Annotated in this window: 13 protein-coding genes; 9 read left to right on the forward strand and 4 right to left on the reverse strand. The window is 70.6% G+C overall.

Features of this window, described 5'->3' with window-relative positions:
- The first annotated feature begins 24 nt into the window (after nt 1-24).
- The 4 genes from ACFYW9_RS17260 to ACFYW9_RS17275 all read left to right on the forward strand — a co-directional run bounded on the left by ACFYW9_RS17260 (nt 25) and on the right by ACFYW9_RS17275 (nt 5,863).
- Complete coding sequence (locus tag ACFYW9_RS17260; protein ID WP_351867653.1) at nt 25-303, forward strand: hypothetical protein; 279 nt, start codon at nt 25-27, stop codon at nt 301-303.
- A 287-nt stretch (nt 304-590) separates the two neighbouring features.
- Nucleotides 591-1,883, forward strand: a complete 1,293-nt coding sequence (locus ACFYW9_RS17265; RefSeq protein WP_389150530.1) for a sensor histidine kinase — start codon at nt 591-593, stop codon at nt 1,881-1,883.
- On the forward strand, nt 1,880-2,557 hold the full coding sequence (locus tag ACFYW9_RS17270; RefSeq protein ID WP_351867647.1) for a response regulator transcription factor: 678 nt from the start codon (nt 1,880-1,882) through the stop codon (nt 2,555-2,557). Before ACFYW9_RS17265 ends, ACFYW9_RS17270 begins: the two co-directional genes overlap by 4 nt.
- A 156-nt stretch (nt 2,558-2,713) precedes the next feature.
- Nucleotides 2,714-5,863, forward strand: a complete 3,150-nt coding sequence (locus ACFYW9_RS17275) for an efflux RND transporter permease subunit (protein WP_389150535.1) — start codon at nt 2,714-2,716, stop codon at nt 5,861-5,863.
- 208 nt (nt 5,864-6,071) lie between these two features.
- Here ACFYW9_RS17275 and nadA read toward each other — a convergent pair whose 3' ends face one another.
- Nucleotides 6,072-7,256, reverse strand: coding sequence for a quinolinate synthase NadA (nadA, locus tag ACFYW9_RS17280; protein WP_389150538.1), 1,185 nt, complete (start codon nt 7,254-7,256; stop codon nt 6,072-6,074).
- A gap of 336 nt (nt 7,257-7,592) precedes the next feature.
- Here nadA and ACFYW9_RS17285 point away from each other — a divergent pair, with 336 nt between their 5' ends.
- Nucleotides 7,593-7,949, forward strand: a complete 357-nt coding sequence (locus ACFYW9_RS17285; protein WP_010987443.1) for an iron-sulfur cluster assembly accessory protein — start codon at nt 7,593-7,595, stop codon at nt 7,947-7,949.
- A 124-nt stretch (nt 7,950-8,073) separates the two neighbouring features.
- Here ACFYW9_RS17285 and ACFYW9_RS17290 read toward each other — a convergent pair whose 3' ends face one another.
- Together ACFYW9_RS17290 and ACFYW9_RS17295 are read right to left on the reverse strand one after the other, a co-directional pair.
- On the reverse strand, nt 8,074-10,260 hold the full coding sequence (locus ACFYW9_RS17290) for a hypothetical protein (protein WP_389150543.1): 2,187 nt from the start codon (nt 10,258-10,260) through the stop codon (nt 8,074-8,076).
- Between the two features lie 209 nt (nt 10,261-10,469).
- Nucleotides 10,470-10,691, reverse strand: a complete 222-nt coding sequence (locus ACFYW9_RS17295; protein WP_351867639.1) for a hypothetical protein — start codon at nt 10,689-10,691, stop codon at nt 10,470-10,472.
- Nucleotides 10,692-10,824: 133 nt separating this feature from the next.
- Here ACFYW9_RS17295 and ACFYW9_RS17300 point away from each other — a divergent pair, with 133 nt between their 5' ends.
- Entirely contained in the window at nt 10,825-11,799 is a 975-nt protein-coding gene (locus ACFYW9_RS17300) for a carbohydrate kinase family protein (RefSeq protein ID WP_351867637.1), read from the forward strand.
- 92 nt (nt 11,800-11,891) lie between these two features.
- Here the strand turns inward: ACFYW9_RS17300 and ACFYW9_RS17305 are convergent, their stop codons facing one another.
- Entirely contained in the window at nt 11,892-13,274 is a 1,383-nt protein-coding gene (locus tag ACFYW9_RS17305) for a cysteine desulfurase/sulfurtransferase TusA family protein (RefSeq protein ID WP_389150547.1), read from the reverse strand.
- A gap of 298 nt (nt 13,275-13,572) precedes the next feature.
- Between ACFYW9_RS17305 and coxB the strand changes: the two genes are divergently transcribed.
- From coxB to ACFYW9_RS17320, 3 genes are read left to right on the forward strand one after another with little or no spacing between them, the layout of a single operon-like run.
- Nucleotides 13,573-14,538: a cytochrome c oxidase subunit II gene (gene coxB / locus ACFYW9_RS17310; RefSeq protein ID WP_351867629.1), complete on the forward strand. Its 966-nt coding sequence runs from the start codon at nt 13,573-13,575 to the stop codon at nt 14,536-14,538.
- The gene (gene ctaD / locus ACFYW9_RS17315) at nt 14,535-16,265 is read left to right on the forward strand and encodes a cytochrome c oxidase subunit I (RefSeq protein ID WP_389150551.1); all 1,731 of its coding nucleotides are present in this window, start codon (nt 14,535-14,537) and stop codon (nt 16,263-16,265) included. The genes coxB and ctaD overlap by 4 nt, the downstream gene beginning before the upstream one ends.
- The gene (locus tag ACFYW9_RS17320; RefSeq protein WP_389150554.1) at nt 16,262-16,660 is read left to right on the forward strand and encodes a cytochrome c oxidase subunit 4; all 399 of its coding nucleotides are present in this window, start codon (nt 16,262-16,264) and stop codon (nt 16,658-16,660) included. The genes ctaD and ACFYW9_RS17320 overlap by 4 nt, the downstream gene beginning before the upstream one ends.
- Nucleotides 16,661-16,752 lie beyond the last annotated feature (92 nt).

Consider the following 16,752-nt stretch of genomic DNA (forward strand, 5'->3'; position numbering starts at 1 on the left):
CGGGCCCATGCCTGAGGAGGCGACATGATCGTACGGATCATGGGGGAGGGGCAGGTGAGGCTGGACGACGGCCGGCTCACCGCCCTGAACAAGCTGGACGACGAACTGCTCACCGAGATGGAGAGGGGTGACGAGTCCGGCTTCCGCCGCACTCTGGCGGCCCTCCTGGACGCGGTGCGCGGTGCGGGGACCCCGCTCCCCGACGACTCGCTGGAGCCGTCGGAGCTCATCCTCCCGTCTCCGGACGCCACGCTCGAAGAGGTCCGCGAGATGCTGAGCGACGACGGCCTGATCCCCGGCTGACCGCTCCCCGCTCCGGCTTCCGGGCCCGGGAGCACGGCCCGGTGACACGGCGGTCCGGTGACACGGGGGCGCACAGGCACGGGGGAGCACACGGCACGGACCGCGTCACGTTCCCGTACGCGGCACCGGGATGCCGGAATCACCCGGCCCCGGCCCCCGTCACGGCACCCGAGCGCGTTGCCGGGACGCACGCGCCGCCCCGCACCCCGGCCGGGAGACGGACCGGGCGCGGAGTGGTGCCGTACCGGCAGGTCCCCAGCCCGGCAGGGCCCCGTACCGTGGACCGGATGAGCACCCTGGAGCGTATGAGGGACTGGCTGCGGGACCACCGCCTCGCCCTGGACGCCGCCGTCGCGGCCGGCGTCCTCGTCGCCATGGTGGCCGGGTCCTTCGTCGACCCGCACGGCTCCGACGGTACGACGTGGAGCGCCCGCACCCCGGACGCCCTCAGCCTCGCCCTGATGGTCCTCGCGGCCGCGGCCCTGGTCTTCCGCCGCCGCGACCCGATGAAGGTCCTCGCGGCGACCGTCGGCATCTCCCTGGTGGAGCTCGTGACCGCCGACCCCCGCGCCCCGGTGGCCATGTCCGCCGTCGTCGCCCTCTACACCGTGGCCTCGTCCACCGACCGCCCCACCACCTGGCGCGTGGGCCTGGTCACCATGACGATCCTGACGGCGGTCGCCATGCTCGCCGGGCCGCTGCCCTGGTACGCCCAGGACAACCTCGGCGTCTTCGCGTGGACCGGTATGGCCGCGGCGGCCGGTGACGCCGTGCGCAGCCGGCGCGCCTTCGTGCACGCGATCAAGGAACGCGCGCTGCGGGCCGAGCGCACCCGGGAGGAGGAGGCGCGCCGCCGTGTCGCCGAGGAGCGGCTGCGGATCGCCCGCGATCTGCACGACGTCGTCGCCCACCACATCGCCCTCGTCAACGTGCAGGCCGGAGTCGCCGCCCACGTCATGGACAAGCGCCCCGACCAGGCCAAGGAGGCCCTCGCCCACGTACGGGAGGCCAGCCGGTCCGCGCTGAACGAACTGCGCGCCACCGTGGGCCTGCTGCGCCAGTCCGGCGACCCCGAGGCCCCGACCGAGCCCGCCCCCGGCCTGGCCCGGCTCGACGAACTCGCGGACACCTTCCGCAACGCGGGGCTCCCCGTCGAGGTGGCCCGTTCCGACCCCGGCACGGTGCTGCCCGCGGCCGCCGACCTCGCCGCGTACCGGGTGATCCAGGAGGCCCTGACCAATGTGCGCAAGCACGCGGGCCCGGGAGCGAAAGCCGAGGTCAGCGTGGTCCGCGTCGGGCCGGTGGTGGAGGTGACCGTCCTCGACAACGGGCCGGGCCGGGACACGGTCCCCGGACAGGGCACCGGCCCGGAACAGGAGTACGGCCGGGGACACGAGAACGGCTCCGGACCGGACACCGGACCGCAGGAGGGCGGCGGCCACGGGCTGCTCGGCATGCGCGAACGCGTCACCGCGATCGGCGGGAGCTGCACGGCCGGTCCCCGCTACGGAGGCGGTTTCCGCGTCCATGCGATCCTTCCGGTCAAGAACCACGCGTCTGCCCTGGGGGACCCCGTATGACGATCCGTGTCGTGCTCGCCGACGACCAGGCACTGCTGCGCAGCGCCTTTCGCGTGCTGGTCGACTCGGAACCCGACATGGAGGTCGTGGGGGAGGCGTCCGACGGCGCCGAGGCCGTGGCGGTGACCCGGGACGAGCGGGCCGACGTGGTGCTGATGGACATCAGGATGCCGGGCACCGACGGACTCGCCGCCACCCGGATGATCACCGCGGACCCGGGCCTCGCGCACGTACGGGTCGTGATGCTGACGACGTTCGAGGTCGACGAGTACGTGGTGCAGTCGCTGCGCGCCGGAGCCTCGGGGTTCCTCGGCAAGGGCGCCGAGCCGGAGGAACTCCTCAACGCCATCCGGATCGCCGCGGGCGGGGAGGCACTGCTGTCCCCGGCGGCCACCAAGGGCCTCATCGCCCGGTTCCTCGCGCGGGGCGACGACGAGGGGCCGGGGACCGCCCGCTCCGAGCGGCTCGGCGCGCTCACCGGGCGCGAGCGCGAGGTGCTCGTCCAGGTCGCCGCGGGCCACTCCAACGACGAGATCGCCGAGCGCCTCGAAGTGAGTCCGCTCACGGTGAAGACCCACGTCAACCGGGCCATGGCCAAACTCGGCGCCCGCGACCGGGCCCAGCTGGTGGTCATCGCGTACGAGTCGGGGCTGGTACGCCCGAGGGTGGACTGAGCGTTACCCGCGCGTACTGCGCCTGGAGTAGGTTCCGGGTAAGGAAATGGACCCAGGGGCTACGGATCACCGCCCGTTCATGGCCCAGGGTGTGACGTGGGGCGTTCCCCCGTCCCCCGCCTTCCGCTCGAACCACAGAAGAGAGACCCACCACCCATGTCCTGGCTGTCCAGATTCAGCCTCGCGCAGCGGGCCCTCATCGGGCTGATGTCGATCATCGCGCTCGCTTTCGGGGCGATAGCGATCCCCCAGCTCAAGCAGCAGTTGCTGCCCACCATCGAACTGCCCATGGTGTCCGTGCTCGCGCCGTACCAGGGTGCGTCTCCGGATGTGGTCGAGAAGCAGGTCGTCGAGCCCATCGAGGACAACCTCGAAGCCGTCGACGGCATCACCGGTGTCACCTCCACCGCCAGCGAGGGCAACGCCTTGATCATGGCGTCCTTCGACTACGGCAACGACACCAAGCAGCTCGTCGCCGACGTCCAGCAGGCCGTCAACCGGGCTCGCGCCCAGCTCCCGGACGACGTCGACCCGCAGGTCATCGCCGGTTCGACGGACGACATGCCGACCGTCGTCCTCGCCGTCACCTCCGGCAAGGACCAGCAGGCCCTGGCCGACCGGCTCGACCGCACGGTCGTCCCCGCCCTCGACGGCATCGACGGCGTCGGCCGGGTCGCGGTCACCGGTGTGCGTGACCTCCAGGTCACCGTCACGCCCGACGACAAGAAGCTGGCGAAGGCCGGCCTCACCACGGCCGCCCTCGGCCAGGCCCTCCAGGCCGGCGGAGCGACCGTCCCGGCGGGCTCCTTCGACGAGGACGGCAGCAACCACACCGTGCGGGTCGGCGGCGGCTTCACCTCGCTGGGGCAGATCCAGGACCTGATGGTCGCGGGTCAGCCCGGCAAGAAGCCGGTGCGCCTCGGCAGCGTCGCCACCGTGAAGCAGGAGCCGGCCAGGGCCGACTCCATCACGCGCACCGACGGCAGCCCGAGCCTCGCCGTGATGGTCACCATGGACCACGACGGCAGCGCCGTCGCCATCTCCGACGCGGTCAAGGACAAGCTCCCCGGCCTGCGCGCCGACCTGGGCGCCGGATCGGCGATCACCGTCGTCAGCGACCAGGGCCCGGCGGTCTCCAAGTCCATCCACGGGCTGACCACCGAGGGCGCCCTCGGCCTGCTGTTCGCGGTCCTGGTCATCCTGCTCTTCCTGGCGTCGGTCCGCTCGACGCTGGTCACCGCGGTGTCCATCCCGCTGTCCGTGGTGCTGGCCCTGGTCGTGCTGTGGACGCGTGACCTGTCGCTCAACATGCTGACGCTCGGCGCGCTCACCATCGCGATCGGCCGGGTCGTCGACGACTCGATCGTCGTCCTGGAGAACATCAAGCGGCACCTCGGGTACGGCGAGGAGCGCCAGGAGGCGATCCTCACCGCCGTCCGCGAGGTGGCTGGAGCGGTCACCTCCTCGACGCTCACCACGGTCGCCGTCTTCCTGCCGATCGGGCTGACCGGCGGCATGGTCGGCGAACTGTTCGGCTCCTTCAGCCTCACGGTCACGGCGGCGCTCCTCGCGTCCCTGCTCGTCTCGCTGACGGTCGTCCCCGTGCTCTCGTACTGGTTCCTGCGCGCGCCCAAGGGCACCCCGGCGGACGCCGAGGAGGCCCGCCGCCAGGCCGAGGAGAAGGAGGAGCGCAGCCGTCTCCAGCGCTTCTACGTCCCGGTCCTGCGCTTCGCCACCCGCCGCAGGCTGACCAGCGTGCTGATCGCGGCCGCGATCCTCGTCGGCACCTTCGGTATGGCACCCCTGCTGAAGACGAACTTCTTCGACCAGGGCGAGCAGGAAGTCCTCAGCGTCAAGCAGCAGTTGAAGCCGGGCACCAGCCTGGCCACGACCGACGCGCAGGCGAAGAAGGTCGAGAAGCTCCTCGACGGCATCAAGGGCGTCAAGGACTACCAGGTCACCATCGGCTCCTCCGGCTTCATGGCGGCCTTCGGCGGCGGTACGGACACCAACCAGGCGTCGTACCAGGTCATGCTGGAGGACTCCGCGTCCTCGAAGGACGTCCAGGACCGCGTGGAGAAGGAGCTCGGCAAGCTCTCCGGCGCCGGCACCATCACGGTCGCGGCCGGCGACGGATTCGGCAGCCAGGACCTCAAGGTCGTCGTGAAGGCCGCGGACGGGGACGTGCTGCGCAAGGCGGCCGGCCAGGTCCGCGACGAGGTCGCGAAGCTCGACGACGTCACCGACGTCACGAGCGACCTGTCCCAGAGCGTGCCGCGGATCTCGGTCAAGGCCAACTCCAAGGCGGCGGCGGCCGGTTTCGACGACGCCACGCTCGGCGCGGCGGTCGGCCAGGCGGTACGCGGAACCACCAGCGGCAAGGCGACCCTGGACGACACCGAGCGGGACGTCGTCATCAGGTCCGCCGAGCCGGTCACCACGATCCAGGAGCTGCGCGGGCTGCGGCTCGGCGCGGTGAAGCTCGGTGACATCGCGGACGTGAAGCTGGTCGACGGGCCGGTCGCGATGACCCGGATCGACGGCCAGCGGGCCGCCACGATCACCGCCAGGCCGACCGGCGACAACACCGGCGCGGTCAGCAACGACCTCACGGCGAAGCTCGCGAAGCTGAAGCTGCCCTCCGGCGCCACGGCGTCGATCGGCGGTGTCTCCTCGGACCAGAGCGACGCGTTCAAGAACCTCGGCCTGGCGATGCTCGCGGCGATCGCGATCGTCTTCATGCTGCTGGTGGCGACGTTCCGCTCGCTGGTCCAGCCGCTGATCCTGCTCGTGTCGATCCCGTTCGCGGCGACCGGCGCGATCGGCCTGCTCGTCGTCACGGGCACCCCGATGGGTGTCCCCGCGATGATCGGCATGCTGATGCTCATCGGCATCGTGGTGACGAACGCGATCGTGCTGATCGACCTCGTCAACCAGTACCGGGCGCAGGGCTACGGCGTGGTCGAGGCCGTGATCGAGGGCGGCCGGCACCGGCTCCGCCCGATCCTGATGACGGCGCTGGCGACGATCTTCGCGCTGCTGCCGATGGCGCTGGGCGTGACCGGTGAGGGCGGCTTCATCGCGCAGCCGCTCGCGGTGGTCGTGATCGGCGGACTCATCAGCTCGACGCTGCTGACGCTGCTGCTCGTCCCGACGCTCTACGCGATGATCGAACTGCGCAAGGAGCGCCGGGCGAAGAAGAAGGCGGCGAAGCGGGAGTCGCCGAAGAAGGAGTCCGAGCCGGCCGCGTCCGGGGAGAGCTCCGTGGGCGACGAGGACAAGTCCCCGGAGCCGGCCGGAGTCTGATCCGGTTCCAGGAAGCGGCCCCCGCCCCGGCGTTCACGCGCCGGGGCGGGGGCCGTGCGCTTTCCGGCAGGGGGTTCCGTGCCCGGGCCCTGTGCGTTCACGTCGGGGCCCTGCGCTTTCCGGCCGGGCGGGGTGACGTACGGCGAAGAGGCGCCCCCCGGTCACGGGGGGCGCCTCTTCGGTGTCGCGCACGGCGGGGCAGCGGCGGCTACGGCAGCGCCAGCATCCGCTCCAGCGCCAGCTTCGCGAACGTCTCGGTCTCCTTGTCGACCTCGATGCGGTTGACGAGGTTGCCCTCGGCGAGGGACTCCAGGGTCCACACCAGGTGGGGCAGGTCGATGCGGTTCATCGTCGAGCAGAAGCAGACCGTCTTGTCGAGGAAGACGATCTCCTTGCCCTCGGGCGCGAACCGGTTCGCGAGACGCCGTACGAGGTTCAGCTCCGTGCCGATCGCCCACTTGGAGCCGGCCGGGGCGGCCTCCAGGGCCTTGATGATGTACTCGGTGGAGCCCACGTAGTCCGCCGCCGCGACGACCTCGTTCTTGCACTCGGGGTGCACGAGGACGTTGACGCCCGGGATGCGTTCGCGCACGTCGTTCACCGAGTCCACGCTGAAGCGGCCGTGCACCGAGCAGTGGCCGCGCCACAGGATCATCTTCGCGCCGCGCAGCTCCTCCGCGGTCAGCCCGCCGTTCGGCTTGTGCGGGTTGTAGAGCACGCAGTCGTCCAGCGACATGCCCATGTCGCGGACGGCGGTGTTGCGGCCGAGGTGCTGGTCGGGCAGGAACAGCACCTGCGACCCCTGCTCGAAGGCCCACTCCAGGGCGCGCTGGGCGTTCGACGACGTGCAGATCGTGCCGCCGTGCTTGCCGGTGAACGCCTTGATGTCCGCGGACGAGTTCATGTACGAGACGGGCACGACCTGCTCGGCTATGCCGGCCTCGGTCAGCACGTCCCAGCACTCGGCGACCTGCTCGGCGGTGGCCATGTCGGCCATCGAGCAGCCCGCGGCGAGGTCCGGCAGGACGACCTTCTGGGCGTCGCCCGTCAGGATGTCGGCGGACTCCGCCATGAAGTGCACACCGCAGAAGACGATGTACTCGGCCTCCGGGCGGGCCGCCGCGTCGCGGGCCAGCTTGAAGGAGTCGCCCGTGACGTCGGCGAACTGGATGACCTCGTCGCGCTGGTAGTGGTGGCCGAGCACGAAGACCTTGTCGCCGAGCTTCTCCTTGGCCGCCCGCGCCCGCTCGACCAGGTCCGGGTCGGACGGCGAGGGCAGGTCGCCGGGGCACTCCACGCCCCGCTCGCTCTTCGGGTCGGCCTGGCGGCCGAGCAGCAGCAGGGCGAGGGGCGTCGGCTGGACGTCGAGCTCCTGGGTCTGGGCGGTGGTCACGACACGCACCCTTTCTGTTCTGCGGGTCGCCGGGCTCGAAGGGGAGCGGTCCGGCGGTACGATGCCTTTTCGTCTACTTGACGCTATCTATCATAACCGCTTCACGTCACGTTGACGATGGCCATAGCGTCCATGTGACGTGAATCCCGGTCGCCTCTCCGGCGGGTGACACCCGGGTGTCCGTGGGGTTCTCCACAGGCCGGTGTTCGTGCGCGGGAGCATGTGCGAGCATGAAGAGAGAAGGCAGAAGACACGAGCTCGGCCCGGAATGAATCCGCGGCCCCGCCGGTTGCAACCGTCGGCAAGCAGTCTCCGTACAACCCGGGAGAGAAGCAGATGTCCGTATCGGACGAGACCACCACCGTGAGCGACGGCATCATCCTGTCCGACGCCGCCGCTGCCAAGGTCAAGGCCCTGCTCGACCAGGAAGGCCGCGAGGACCTGGCGCTGCGCGTCGCCGTTCAGCCCGGCGGCTGCTCCGGCCTGCGGTACCAGCTCTTCTTCGACGAGCGCTCGCTCGACGGCGACGTGGTCAAGGACTTCGACGGTGTGAAGGTCGTCACCGACCGCATGAGCGCCCCTTACCTGGGCGGCGCCTCGATCGACTTCGTCGACACCATCGAGAAGCAGGGCTTCACGATCGACAACCCGAACGCGACGGGCTCCTGCGCCTGCGGCGACTCCTTCAGCTAGTCCGCCCCCACGAGCCGGTTCCACGGCTCGTGGAGAAGGCGCGTACGCGCGGAGTACGGACGAAGGCGGCGTCCCCCTGTGACGGGGACGCCGCCTTCGCGCGTGTCCGGGACCGGTTCGGCCGCTACCGGGGCCCGGCCGACGTCGCCGCGGAGGGCTCGGGGATGCCGAAGCGCCCGTGGTGGACCGCCTTGCCGTCGCTGCCCACGACCTCCCGGCCGCCGAGCGGCTCGTCCAGGCGCACCGTCTTCTCGTAGATCTTGGCGATCATGATGCAGACCTTGTTCTTCCAGGGCCTCTCCGTCACGGTGACGGTGACCTTGCCGGGACTCTCGCTCGCCGACACCGAGTAGTCGGCGCACACCCCGCCGGTGAAGCTGACCGTCAGGTCCCTGCCGTCGGCGGTGTAGCCCTGGACGCCGACGTCACGTGTGGCCGCCGGTGAGGACGGCTGCGTCGGATCCGCGCTCGGCGGCGCCGGCGACTCCGGTGAGGCCAGGAACGCCGGCTCGACCGCCGGATGCGTCACGGTGTACGTGTCCTGCGCGCCCGGCGGCCGCACCTCGAACAGCCAGGACGGCACCAGTGCCTGCCGCCCGTTCGCGCGCTGCGCCGCCAGTCCGAAGGTGGCCTTCTCGACGGTCACCGCCCCCGCCTTCTGCGCGGGGGAGGGGTGCTCGCACGGCGTCTCGTCCCGGTCCTTCAGCGGTACGGGGCTGGCGCAGCCGCCGATGCCCATGCGCCGGTCACTCGTCGCCGACGCCGACCCGTTCATCAGGTCCAGCGTCTTCTTCGCGCCGATGACCGGGTAGGCGTCTCCCTCCACCGGTGTCTTCAACTGGCCGCTGCCGCCGACGACATGACCGTCCGGGCCGATCCGCAGGCCGGTCGTCCACCCGTACGTGGGCAGTCCGCCCACGACCGGGTCGGCGTTCACGACCCGCACCCGGTTCATGAGCTGGCTCGCGTCGAGTTTCGCGTCGTCCTGGCCCACCGCCTTCAGCACGGGCGCGGCAGCCCTCTTCGCCGCCGCCTCGCTCACCGGACCGGGCGCGGAATCGGACTCGGAGCCCACGGACTCGCAGACCGTGACCTTGGTGCAGTTGTCGCCTCCCGGCAGGGAGGAGCTGAAGGTCCAGGTCCCCGGTGCGTCCGCGGTCACCCGCAGATTGGGCTCGGTGCCGTCCGCGGCCGTGCCGACCGTCCAGGCGTCCCCGGCGAGCCGGGGCGTGCCCGCCAGGCCCAGGGCCTTCGCGAGCCGGGCCACCTCGGCCCGGGTCACCGTGCCCTCGGCCCACCGCACGTGCGCGGAGCCGGGTCCCGAGGGGAGCGTGCCGCTCGCGCGGTAGGTCGTGCCGTAGGGGTTGGGCTCGCCGGGCGCGATGCCGGAGGTGCCGCCCGTGGACCCGTCGCCGGTGGTCGCCGCGGCGTAGCCGTCGATGGCCAGGGGCGGGGGAGTGCCGTCGGCCGCGGGGGTACTACCGGAACGGCCACCGCCCGACGCCGTCGCCGCGACGTACGCGCCGCCGCCCCCGACGAGCAGCACGGCGGCGACGACCGAGGCGACGGCCATCGGGGTGCGCCGCCGGCGAACCCTGCCGACCCCGTCGTGCGCGAAGGGATCCGCGACGGACGCGTCGGGGTGCTCGACGCGGGAGTCCTCGCCATCCTCGCCGTCACCGCCGTCACCGCCGTCACCGCCGTCACCGACGGCGTCGCTTTGCGAGGCGCCCACGTCGGTACCCGTGTCGGCGCCCGCAACGGCGCCCGCGGGAGGTTCGGCGGAACCCTCGCCGGAACTTTCGCCGGTCTCCTCGCCGGAACCCGCGACGGTGCCGGGCATGCCGGGGGCGGTCGCGCCGACGGCGCCTTCCACCGTCCCGTCGGCCGCGTCCTCGGCGGAGCCCTCGGCCCGGTCCTCGGCCTGGTCCTCGACGGAACCTTCGGCTTGACTCTCGGCCTGGTCTTCGGCGGAACCTTCGACCACACCCTCGACGGAATCCTCGTCCTGGCTCTCGGCGGAACCTTCGGCCCCGTCCTCGGCCCGGTCGTCGGCGGAACCTTCGGCCTGGCTCTCGGCGGAGCCCTCGGCCCGGTCTTCGGCGGAACCCTCGGCCCGGTCCCCGGTGTGCCGCTCGGCGGCGTCCTCGGCCCGCCGCTCGGCGGGATCCGCCGCGGCGTCCTCGGCGGCATCCGTGACGGCGCCCTCCGGAGGACCCGCGACGGCGTCCTCGGCCGCGCTCTCGACGGGACCCTCGGCGTGACCCCCGACGGGGTCGGTCGCGTCGTTGTCGGGTCGCTCGGTGCTCACCGCATCGCTCCTTCGGCTCCACTGCTGTCCCACGACCCGGCCCTGTCGATGACGGGCACTCCAGGGTCGTACGGCGCATCCCTTTTACGGGGGACGGCGATGGGACGCAGCGGGGGAGCGCACGGTTCCCTGCGGGCGCACCCCGTCTTCACCCGTTCGGCGCCGCCGGAGCTCTCACCCGTACGGCGGCGCCGCCCGGACGCCGCCGGTCAGTCGCCGTAGTCGGACATCGCGTCCAGCAGCCGCGCCGAGGCGGGCGGAACGGTCACCCCGTGGATGAGGGAGAGGGAGACACGGAGCGGAGGGACGGGCGCGGGGGCCGCCCAGTGACCGGCCATCCGGGCGCAGTCGCCACGCAGCGAGGCCAGATCGCCTTCCAGATCGCCGACCGGGCCGAGCGGAGCGGTGCCGTGGACCTTGAGGTTCGTCATACCGGAACCGTATGCACCGTTGCCGTCACGAAGAAAGATCTACTATCGGGTAGTTTTGGCCCTTCAGGGGCCGAGTGCGGACCCGGTAGCGTTAAGTGTCAATCCCCTCCCCTCGCAGGAGCGTGTCCTAGCCGTGCGTATCGCAGTCACCGGCTCCATCGCCACCGACCACCTCATGACCTTTCCCGGCCGTTTCGCCGACCAGCTGGTCGCCGACCAGCTGCACACGGTCTCCCTCTCCTTCCTGGTCGACAACCTCGATGTCCGCCGCGGCGGCGTCGGCGCGAACATCGCGTTCGGCATGGGCCAGCTCGGTACCCGTCCGATCCTGGTCGGAGCGGCCGGCTCGGACTTCGACGAGTACCGCGCCTGGCTGGACCGGCACGGTGTCGACACCGCCTCCGTGCGCATCTCCGAGGTGCTGCACACCGCGCGCTTCGTGTGCACCACGGACGCCGACCACAACCAGATCGGCTCCTTCTACACAGGCGCGATGAGCGAGGCCCGCCTCATCGAGCTCAAGGCCGTCGCGGACCGCGTCGGCGGTCTCGACCTCGTCCTGATCGGAGCGGACGACCCCGAGGGGATGCTCCGCCACACCGAGGAGTGCCGCTCGCGCGCGATCCCGTTCGCCGCCGACTTCTCGCAGCAGATCGCGCGCATGAACGGCGACGAGATCCGGGTCCTGCTGGACGGGGCGACGTTCCTCTTCTCGAACGAGTACGAGAAGGGGCTCATCGAGTCCAAGACGGGTTGGAGCGACGCGGAGATCCTCTCCAAGGTCGGCCACCGGGTGACCACCCTCGGCTCGCGCGGTGTCCGCATCGAGCGCGTCGGCCACGACCCGATCGAGGTCGGCTGCCCCGAGGAGGAGCTCAAGGCGGACCCGACGGGCGTCGGCGACGCGTTCCGCGCCGGCTTCCTCTCCGGTCTCGCCTGGGGAGTCGGCCTGGAGCGCGCCGCCCAGGTCGGCTGCATGCTCGCCACCCTGGTCATCGAGACGGTCGGCACCCAGGAGTACCAGCTGAGCCGCGCCCACTTCATGGACCGCTTCACCAAGGCGTACGGCGACGACGCCGCCACCGAGGTCCAGGCGCACCTGTCCTAGACCCGCGGACCGTGCCGAGAGCCGGGCCCGCCTCCGCCGGACGGAGGCGGGCCCGGCCCGCGTTCCGGCGCGGGCCGGGGCGCGGGCCGGTTCTACGAGAGCCGGCGGACGACGTAGGCCGAGCCGTGATCCGCCGGCTCCTCCCCCACGTACTCCTGCCCCCGCATCTCGCACCACGCGGGGATATCGAGGCGGGCCGCCTCGTCGTCGGACAGGACCCGGACCGTGCCGCCGACCGGCACGTCCCCGATGACCTTGGCCAGCTCGATGACGGGGATCGGGCAGCGCCTGCCCAGCGCGTCGACCACCAGCGCGTCGACGGACGCGGGGACCTTCGACACCGCGGCCGGCGCCCCCAGCTTCTCGCGGACCCCCGAGACCACGCCCGGGAGCACCGACAGGAAGCGGTCGACGTCCTCCTCGCCGGTGCCGGGCGGCAGCGACACCCGCACATTGCCCTCGCTCAGGACACCCATGGCCTTCAGGACATGGCTGGGGGTCAGGGTGCTGCTGGTGCAGGAGGAGCCCGAGGAGACCGAGAAACCCGCGCGGTCCAGTTCGTGCAGCAGGGTCTCTCCGTCGACATAGAGACAGGAGAAGGTGACGGTCCCCGGGAGCCGGCGGACCGGGTCGCCGACCACCTCGACGTCCGGCACCAGCGCGGGCACGCGCGTCCGGATCCGCTCCGTCAGTTCCCGCAGCCGTACCGCCTCCGCCGCCGCCTCCGCGTGGACGGCACGCAGCGAGGCCGCCGCGGCGACGATCGCCGGGATGTTCTCGAAGCCGGCCGCCCGCCCCGACTCCCGCTCGTCCGCGGGCCCTTGGGGCGCGAACCGGGCGCCCTTGCGTACGACGAGGAGTCCGACACCCGAGGGACCGCCCCATTTATGGGCACTTGCGGCCAACAGGGACCAGTCGCCCTCCACCCGCCCCCAGCCCAGCGACTGTGCCGCGTCCACCAGCAGGGGCACCCCCGCCTCCCGGCACATCTGTGCCACCTCCGCCACCGGCTGCTCCGTGCCCACCTCGTGGTTGGCGGACTGGAGACAGGCCAGCGCGGTGCCCGGAACCAGGGCCTCGGCATAGGAGGAAGGGGACACCCTTCCGGTGCGCTCGACCTGAACGCGGGTCACCGCGCCGCCCGACGCCTCGTGGGCGTCCGCCGAATGGAGGACCGACGAGTGTTCGACGGCTGACACGATCAGGTGGTCTCCGACGCGTCGCCGGCCCGCCAGGGCGCCCTCGATCCCCGAGTGCACCGCCCGGGTGCCGGAGGTGGTGAAGGCCAGTTCGTCGGGACGGCAGCCCACCGCCTCGGCCGTCGCCTCGCGCGCCGCGTCGAGGAGCATCCGGGCCCTCCTGCCCTCACGGTAGAGGCGGGCGGGATCGGCCCACCCCTCGTCGAACGAGGCTTGAAGGGCCTGCCGGGCGACGGGATGCAGCGGGGCCGCGGACGCGGCGTCGAAGTAGGACACGCCCCCCACGCTAGCTCCGCGAGGGACTGCGCCCACCCGCCGCCGGCCCTCCCAAGGGGGCGTCAGAAGTCATCCGGACCGGGGCATTCCAGGTGTCCTGACGTGGCCTTGCAGGCGAAACAGCACTCCTTCGGGGAGTAGGGCGGCGCGTTGGGCACCCTCCCCGCGCGACCCCAAATAGCGTCCAGTAGGGTTTGGTCCGCATAAACATCCAAACCCCTGCCCGACGCAGGGCGGCGACCGACCAGCGAGAAGGCCGCAGCCAACAGCGCGGGCGAGACTCTCGGGAAGGCGCTACGTGAGTCCCAACGGCTCCGACCGCTCGCCGCGGCGCCCGATGCGGCGGAAGCTGCTGCAGGCAATGACTGCGGGCCTGGTCCTGGCGACAGCCACTGGTTGCTCGTACAACTGGGAAGACTTCCCCCGCCTTGGTATGCCCACCCCGGTCACGGAGGAGGCTCCGCGGATCCTCTCCCTCTGGCAGGGCTCGTGGGCGGCCGCGCTCGCCACGGGCGTGCTGGTCTGGGGCCTGATCCTGTGGAGCGTCATCTTCCACCGGCGCAGCCGGACCAAGGTCGAAGTTCCTCCGCAGACCCGGTACAACATGCCCATCGAGGCGCTGTACACGGTGGTCCCGCTCATCATCGTCTCCGTGCTGTTCTACTTCACGGCACGCGACGAGACGAAGCTCCTCAGCCTCAAGCCGAAGCCCGACGTCACGGTCAACGTGGTCGGCTTCCAGTGGAGCTGGGGCTTCAACTACATCGAGGACGTCCCCGGTTCCTCCGGGAACGCCAAGACCGACCCGAACCTGGCCGCCATTCCGGACCGGTTCAAGGACGACTTCCCGGCGAACGCCGGTGGTGTGTACGACGTCGGCACCCCCGCCACGCGGAACCCGCAGACGGGCAACCCCGGTCCGACCCTCTGGCTCCCCAAGGGCAAGACGGTCCGTTTCGTCCTCACTTCGCGCGACGTCATCCACTCCTTCTGGGTGGTGCCGTTCCTCATGAAGCAGGACGTCATCCCGGGGCACACCAACGCCTTCCAGGTGACCCCCAACCGTGAGGGCACCTTCCTGGGCAAGTGCGCCGAGCTGTGCGGCGTCGACCACTCCCGGATGCTCTTCAACGTGAAGGTCGTCTCCCCCGAGCGCTACGAGGCCCACCTCAAGGAGCTCGTGACCAAGGGACAGACCGGTTACGTCCCGGCCGGCATTGAGCAGACGGGCCACGAGAAGAACCGGGAGACGAACAACCTGTGAGCATCCTCAACGAACCCCAGGGTGCCGCCGAAGACTCGTACGAGAACGAGCTGCCGGTGCGGCGCAAGCAGCCCGGCAGTGTTGTGATCAAGTGGCTCACCACCACTGACCACAAGACGATCGGCACGCTCTATCTGGTCACGTCGTTCGCGTTCTTCCTGATCGGCGGCGTCATGGCGCTGCTGATGCGCGCCGAGCTGGCGCGTCCCGGACTGCAGATCATGTCGAACGAGCAGTTCAACCAGGCGTTCACGATGCACGGCACGATCATGCTGCTGATGTTCGCGACGCCGCTGTTCGCCGGTTTCACGAACTGGATCATGCCGCTGCAGATCGGCGCGCCCGACGTGGCGTTCCCGCGGCTGAACATGTTCGCCTACTGGCTGTACCTCTTCGGCTCGACGATCGCGGTCGGCGGCTTCCTCACCCCGCAGGGCGCGGCCGACTTCGGCTGGTTCGCCTACAGCCCGCTGTCGGACGCGGTCCGCTCGCCGGGCATCGGCGCCGACATGTGGATCATGGGTCTGGCCTTCTCCGGCTTCGGCACCATCCTCGGCGCGGTCAACTTCATCACCACGATCATCTGCATGCGCGCTCCGGGCATGACGATGTTCCGTATGCCGATCTTCGTGTGGAACGTGCTGCTCACCGCGGTTCTGGTGCTGCTGGCCTTCCCCGTCCTCGCGGCGGCGCTGTTCGCCCTGGAGGCGGACCGGAAATTCGGGGCGCACATCTTCGACGCGGCAAACGGCGGAGCCCTGCTCTGGCAACACCTCTTCTGGTTCTTCGGCCATCCAGAGGTGTACATCATCGCCCTGCCGTTCTTCGGCATCATCTCCGAAGTCATCCCGGTGTTCTCGCGCAAGCCGATGTTCGGTTACATGGGCCTGATCGGCGCGACCATCGCGATCGCCGGTCTCTCCGTGACCGTGTGGGCGCACCACATGTACGTCACCGGTGGCGTTCTGCTCCCGTTCTTCTCCTTCATGACGTTCCTCATCGCCGTACCGACCGGCGTGAAGTTCTTCAACTGGATCGGAACGATGTGGAAGGGCTCGCTGTCCTTCGAGACACCGATGCTCTGGGCCGTCGGCTTCCTCATCACCTTCACCTTCGGTGGTCTGACCGGCGTCATCCTGGCCTCGCCGCCGATGGACTTCCACGTGTCCGACTCCTACTTCGTGGTGGCGCACTTCCACTACGTGGTGTTCGGCACCGTGGTGTTCGCGATGTTCTCCGGCTTCCACTTCTGGTGGCCGAAGTTCACGGGCAAGCTGCTCGACGAGCGTCTCGGCAAGATCACCTTCTGGACGCTGTTCGTGGGCTTCCACGGCACGTTCCTGGTGCAGCACTGGCTGGGTGCCGAGGGCATGCCGCGTCGTTACGCGGACTACCTCGCGCAGGACGGCTTCACCGCGCTGAACACGGTCTCGACGATCAGCTCGTTCCTGCTCGGCCTGTCGATCCTGCCCTTCCTCTACAACGTGTGGAAGACGGCCAAGTACGGCAAGAAGGTCGAGGTCGACGACCCGTGGGGCTACGGCCGTTCGCTCGAGTGGGCGACCTCCTGCCCGCCGCCGCGGCACAACTTCCTCACCCTGCCGCGGATCCGCAGTGAATCCCCGGCCTTCGACCTGCACCACCCGGAGATCGCCGCTCTCGACCAGCTCGAGAACGCCGGTCACGGTTCGTCGGCCCTTCCTGGCGGAAAGGAGGCCGGCAAGTGAAGGTCCAAGGCAAGATGTTCATCTGGCTGGCGCTGTTCATCCTCATCATGGGTGTCGTCTACGGCGTCTGGTCCAAGGAGCCGGCCGGCACCACGGCCCTCTTCATGGGCTTCGGCCTGAGCATCATGATCGGCTACTACCTGGCCTTCACGGCCCGGCGTGTCGACGCGATGGCCCAGGACGACAAGGAGGCCGACGTCGCGGACGAGGCCGGCGAAGTGGGCTTCTTCAGCCCGCACAGCTGGCAGCCGCTCTCGCTCGGCGTCGGTGGCGCGCTCGCCTTCATGGGCGTCGTCTTCGGCTGGTGGCTGCTGTACTTCTCGGCGCCGCTGATCATGCTCGGCCTGTGGGGCTGGGTCTTCGAGTACTACCACGGTGAGAACCGCACCCAGTAGCACCCGCGATACGCACGGGAGCCCGGACACTCCGTCAGGAGTGTCCGGGCTCCCTCGTTTGCCGTGACTTCCGTCCCTCGCTCGGCTCACCC

This window comes from Streptomyces sp. NPDC002698 (genome assembly GCF_042888945.1).
GTDB lineage: Bacteria > Actinomycetota > Actinomycetes > Streptomycetales > Streptomycetaceae > Streptomyces.

Bases quoted from the DNA above. Each gene is read 5' to 3' on its own strand.
- ACFYW9_RS17260 (WP_351867653.1), top strand. From the start codon at position 25: ATGATCGTACGGATCATGGGGGAGGGGCAGGTGAGGCTGGACGACGGC.
- ACFYW9_RS17265 (WP_389150530.1), top strand. From the start codon at position 591: ATGAGCACCCTGGAGCGTATGAGGGACTGGCTGCGGGACCACCGCCTC.
- ACFYW9_RS17270 (WP_351867647.1), top strand. From the start codon at position 1,880: ATGACGATCCGTGTCGTGCTCGCCGACGACCAGGCACTGCTGCGCAGC.
- ACFYW9_RS17275 (WP_389150535.1), top strand. From the start codon at position 2,714: ATGTCCTGGCTGTCCAGATTCAGCCTCGCGCAGCGGGCCCTCATCGGG.
- ACFYW9_RS17285 (WP_010987443.1), top strand. From the start codon at position 7,593: ATGTCCGTATCGGACGAGACCACCACCGTGAGCGACGGCATCATCCTG.
- ACFYW9_RS17295 (WP_351867639.1), bottom strand. From the start codon at position 10,691: ATGACGAACCTCAAGGTCCACGGCACCGCTCCGCTCGGCCCGGTCGGC.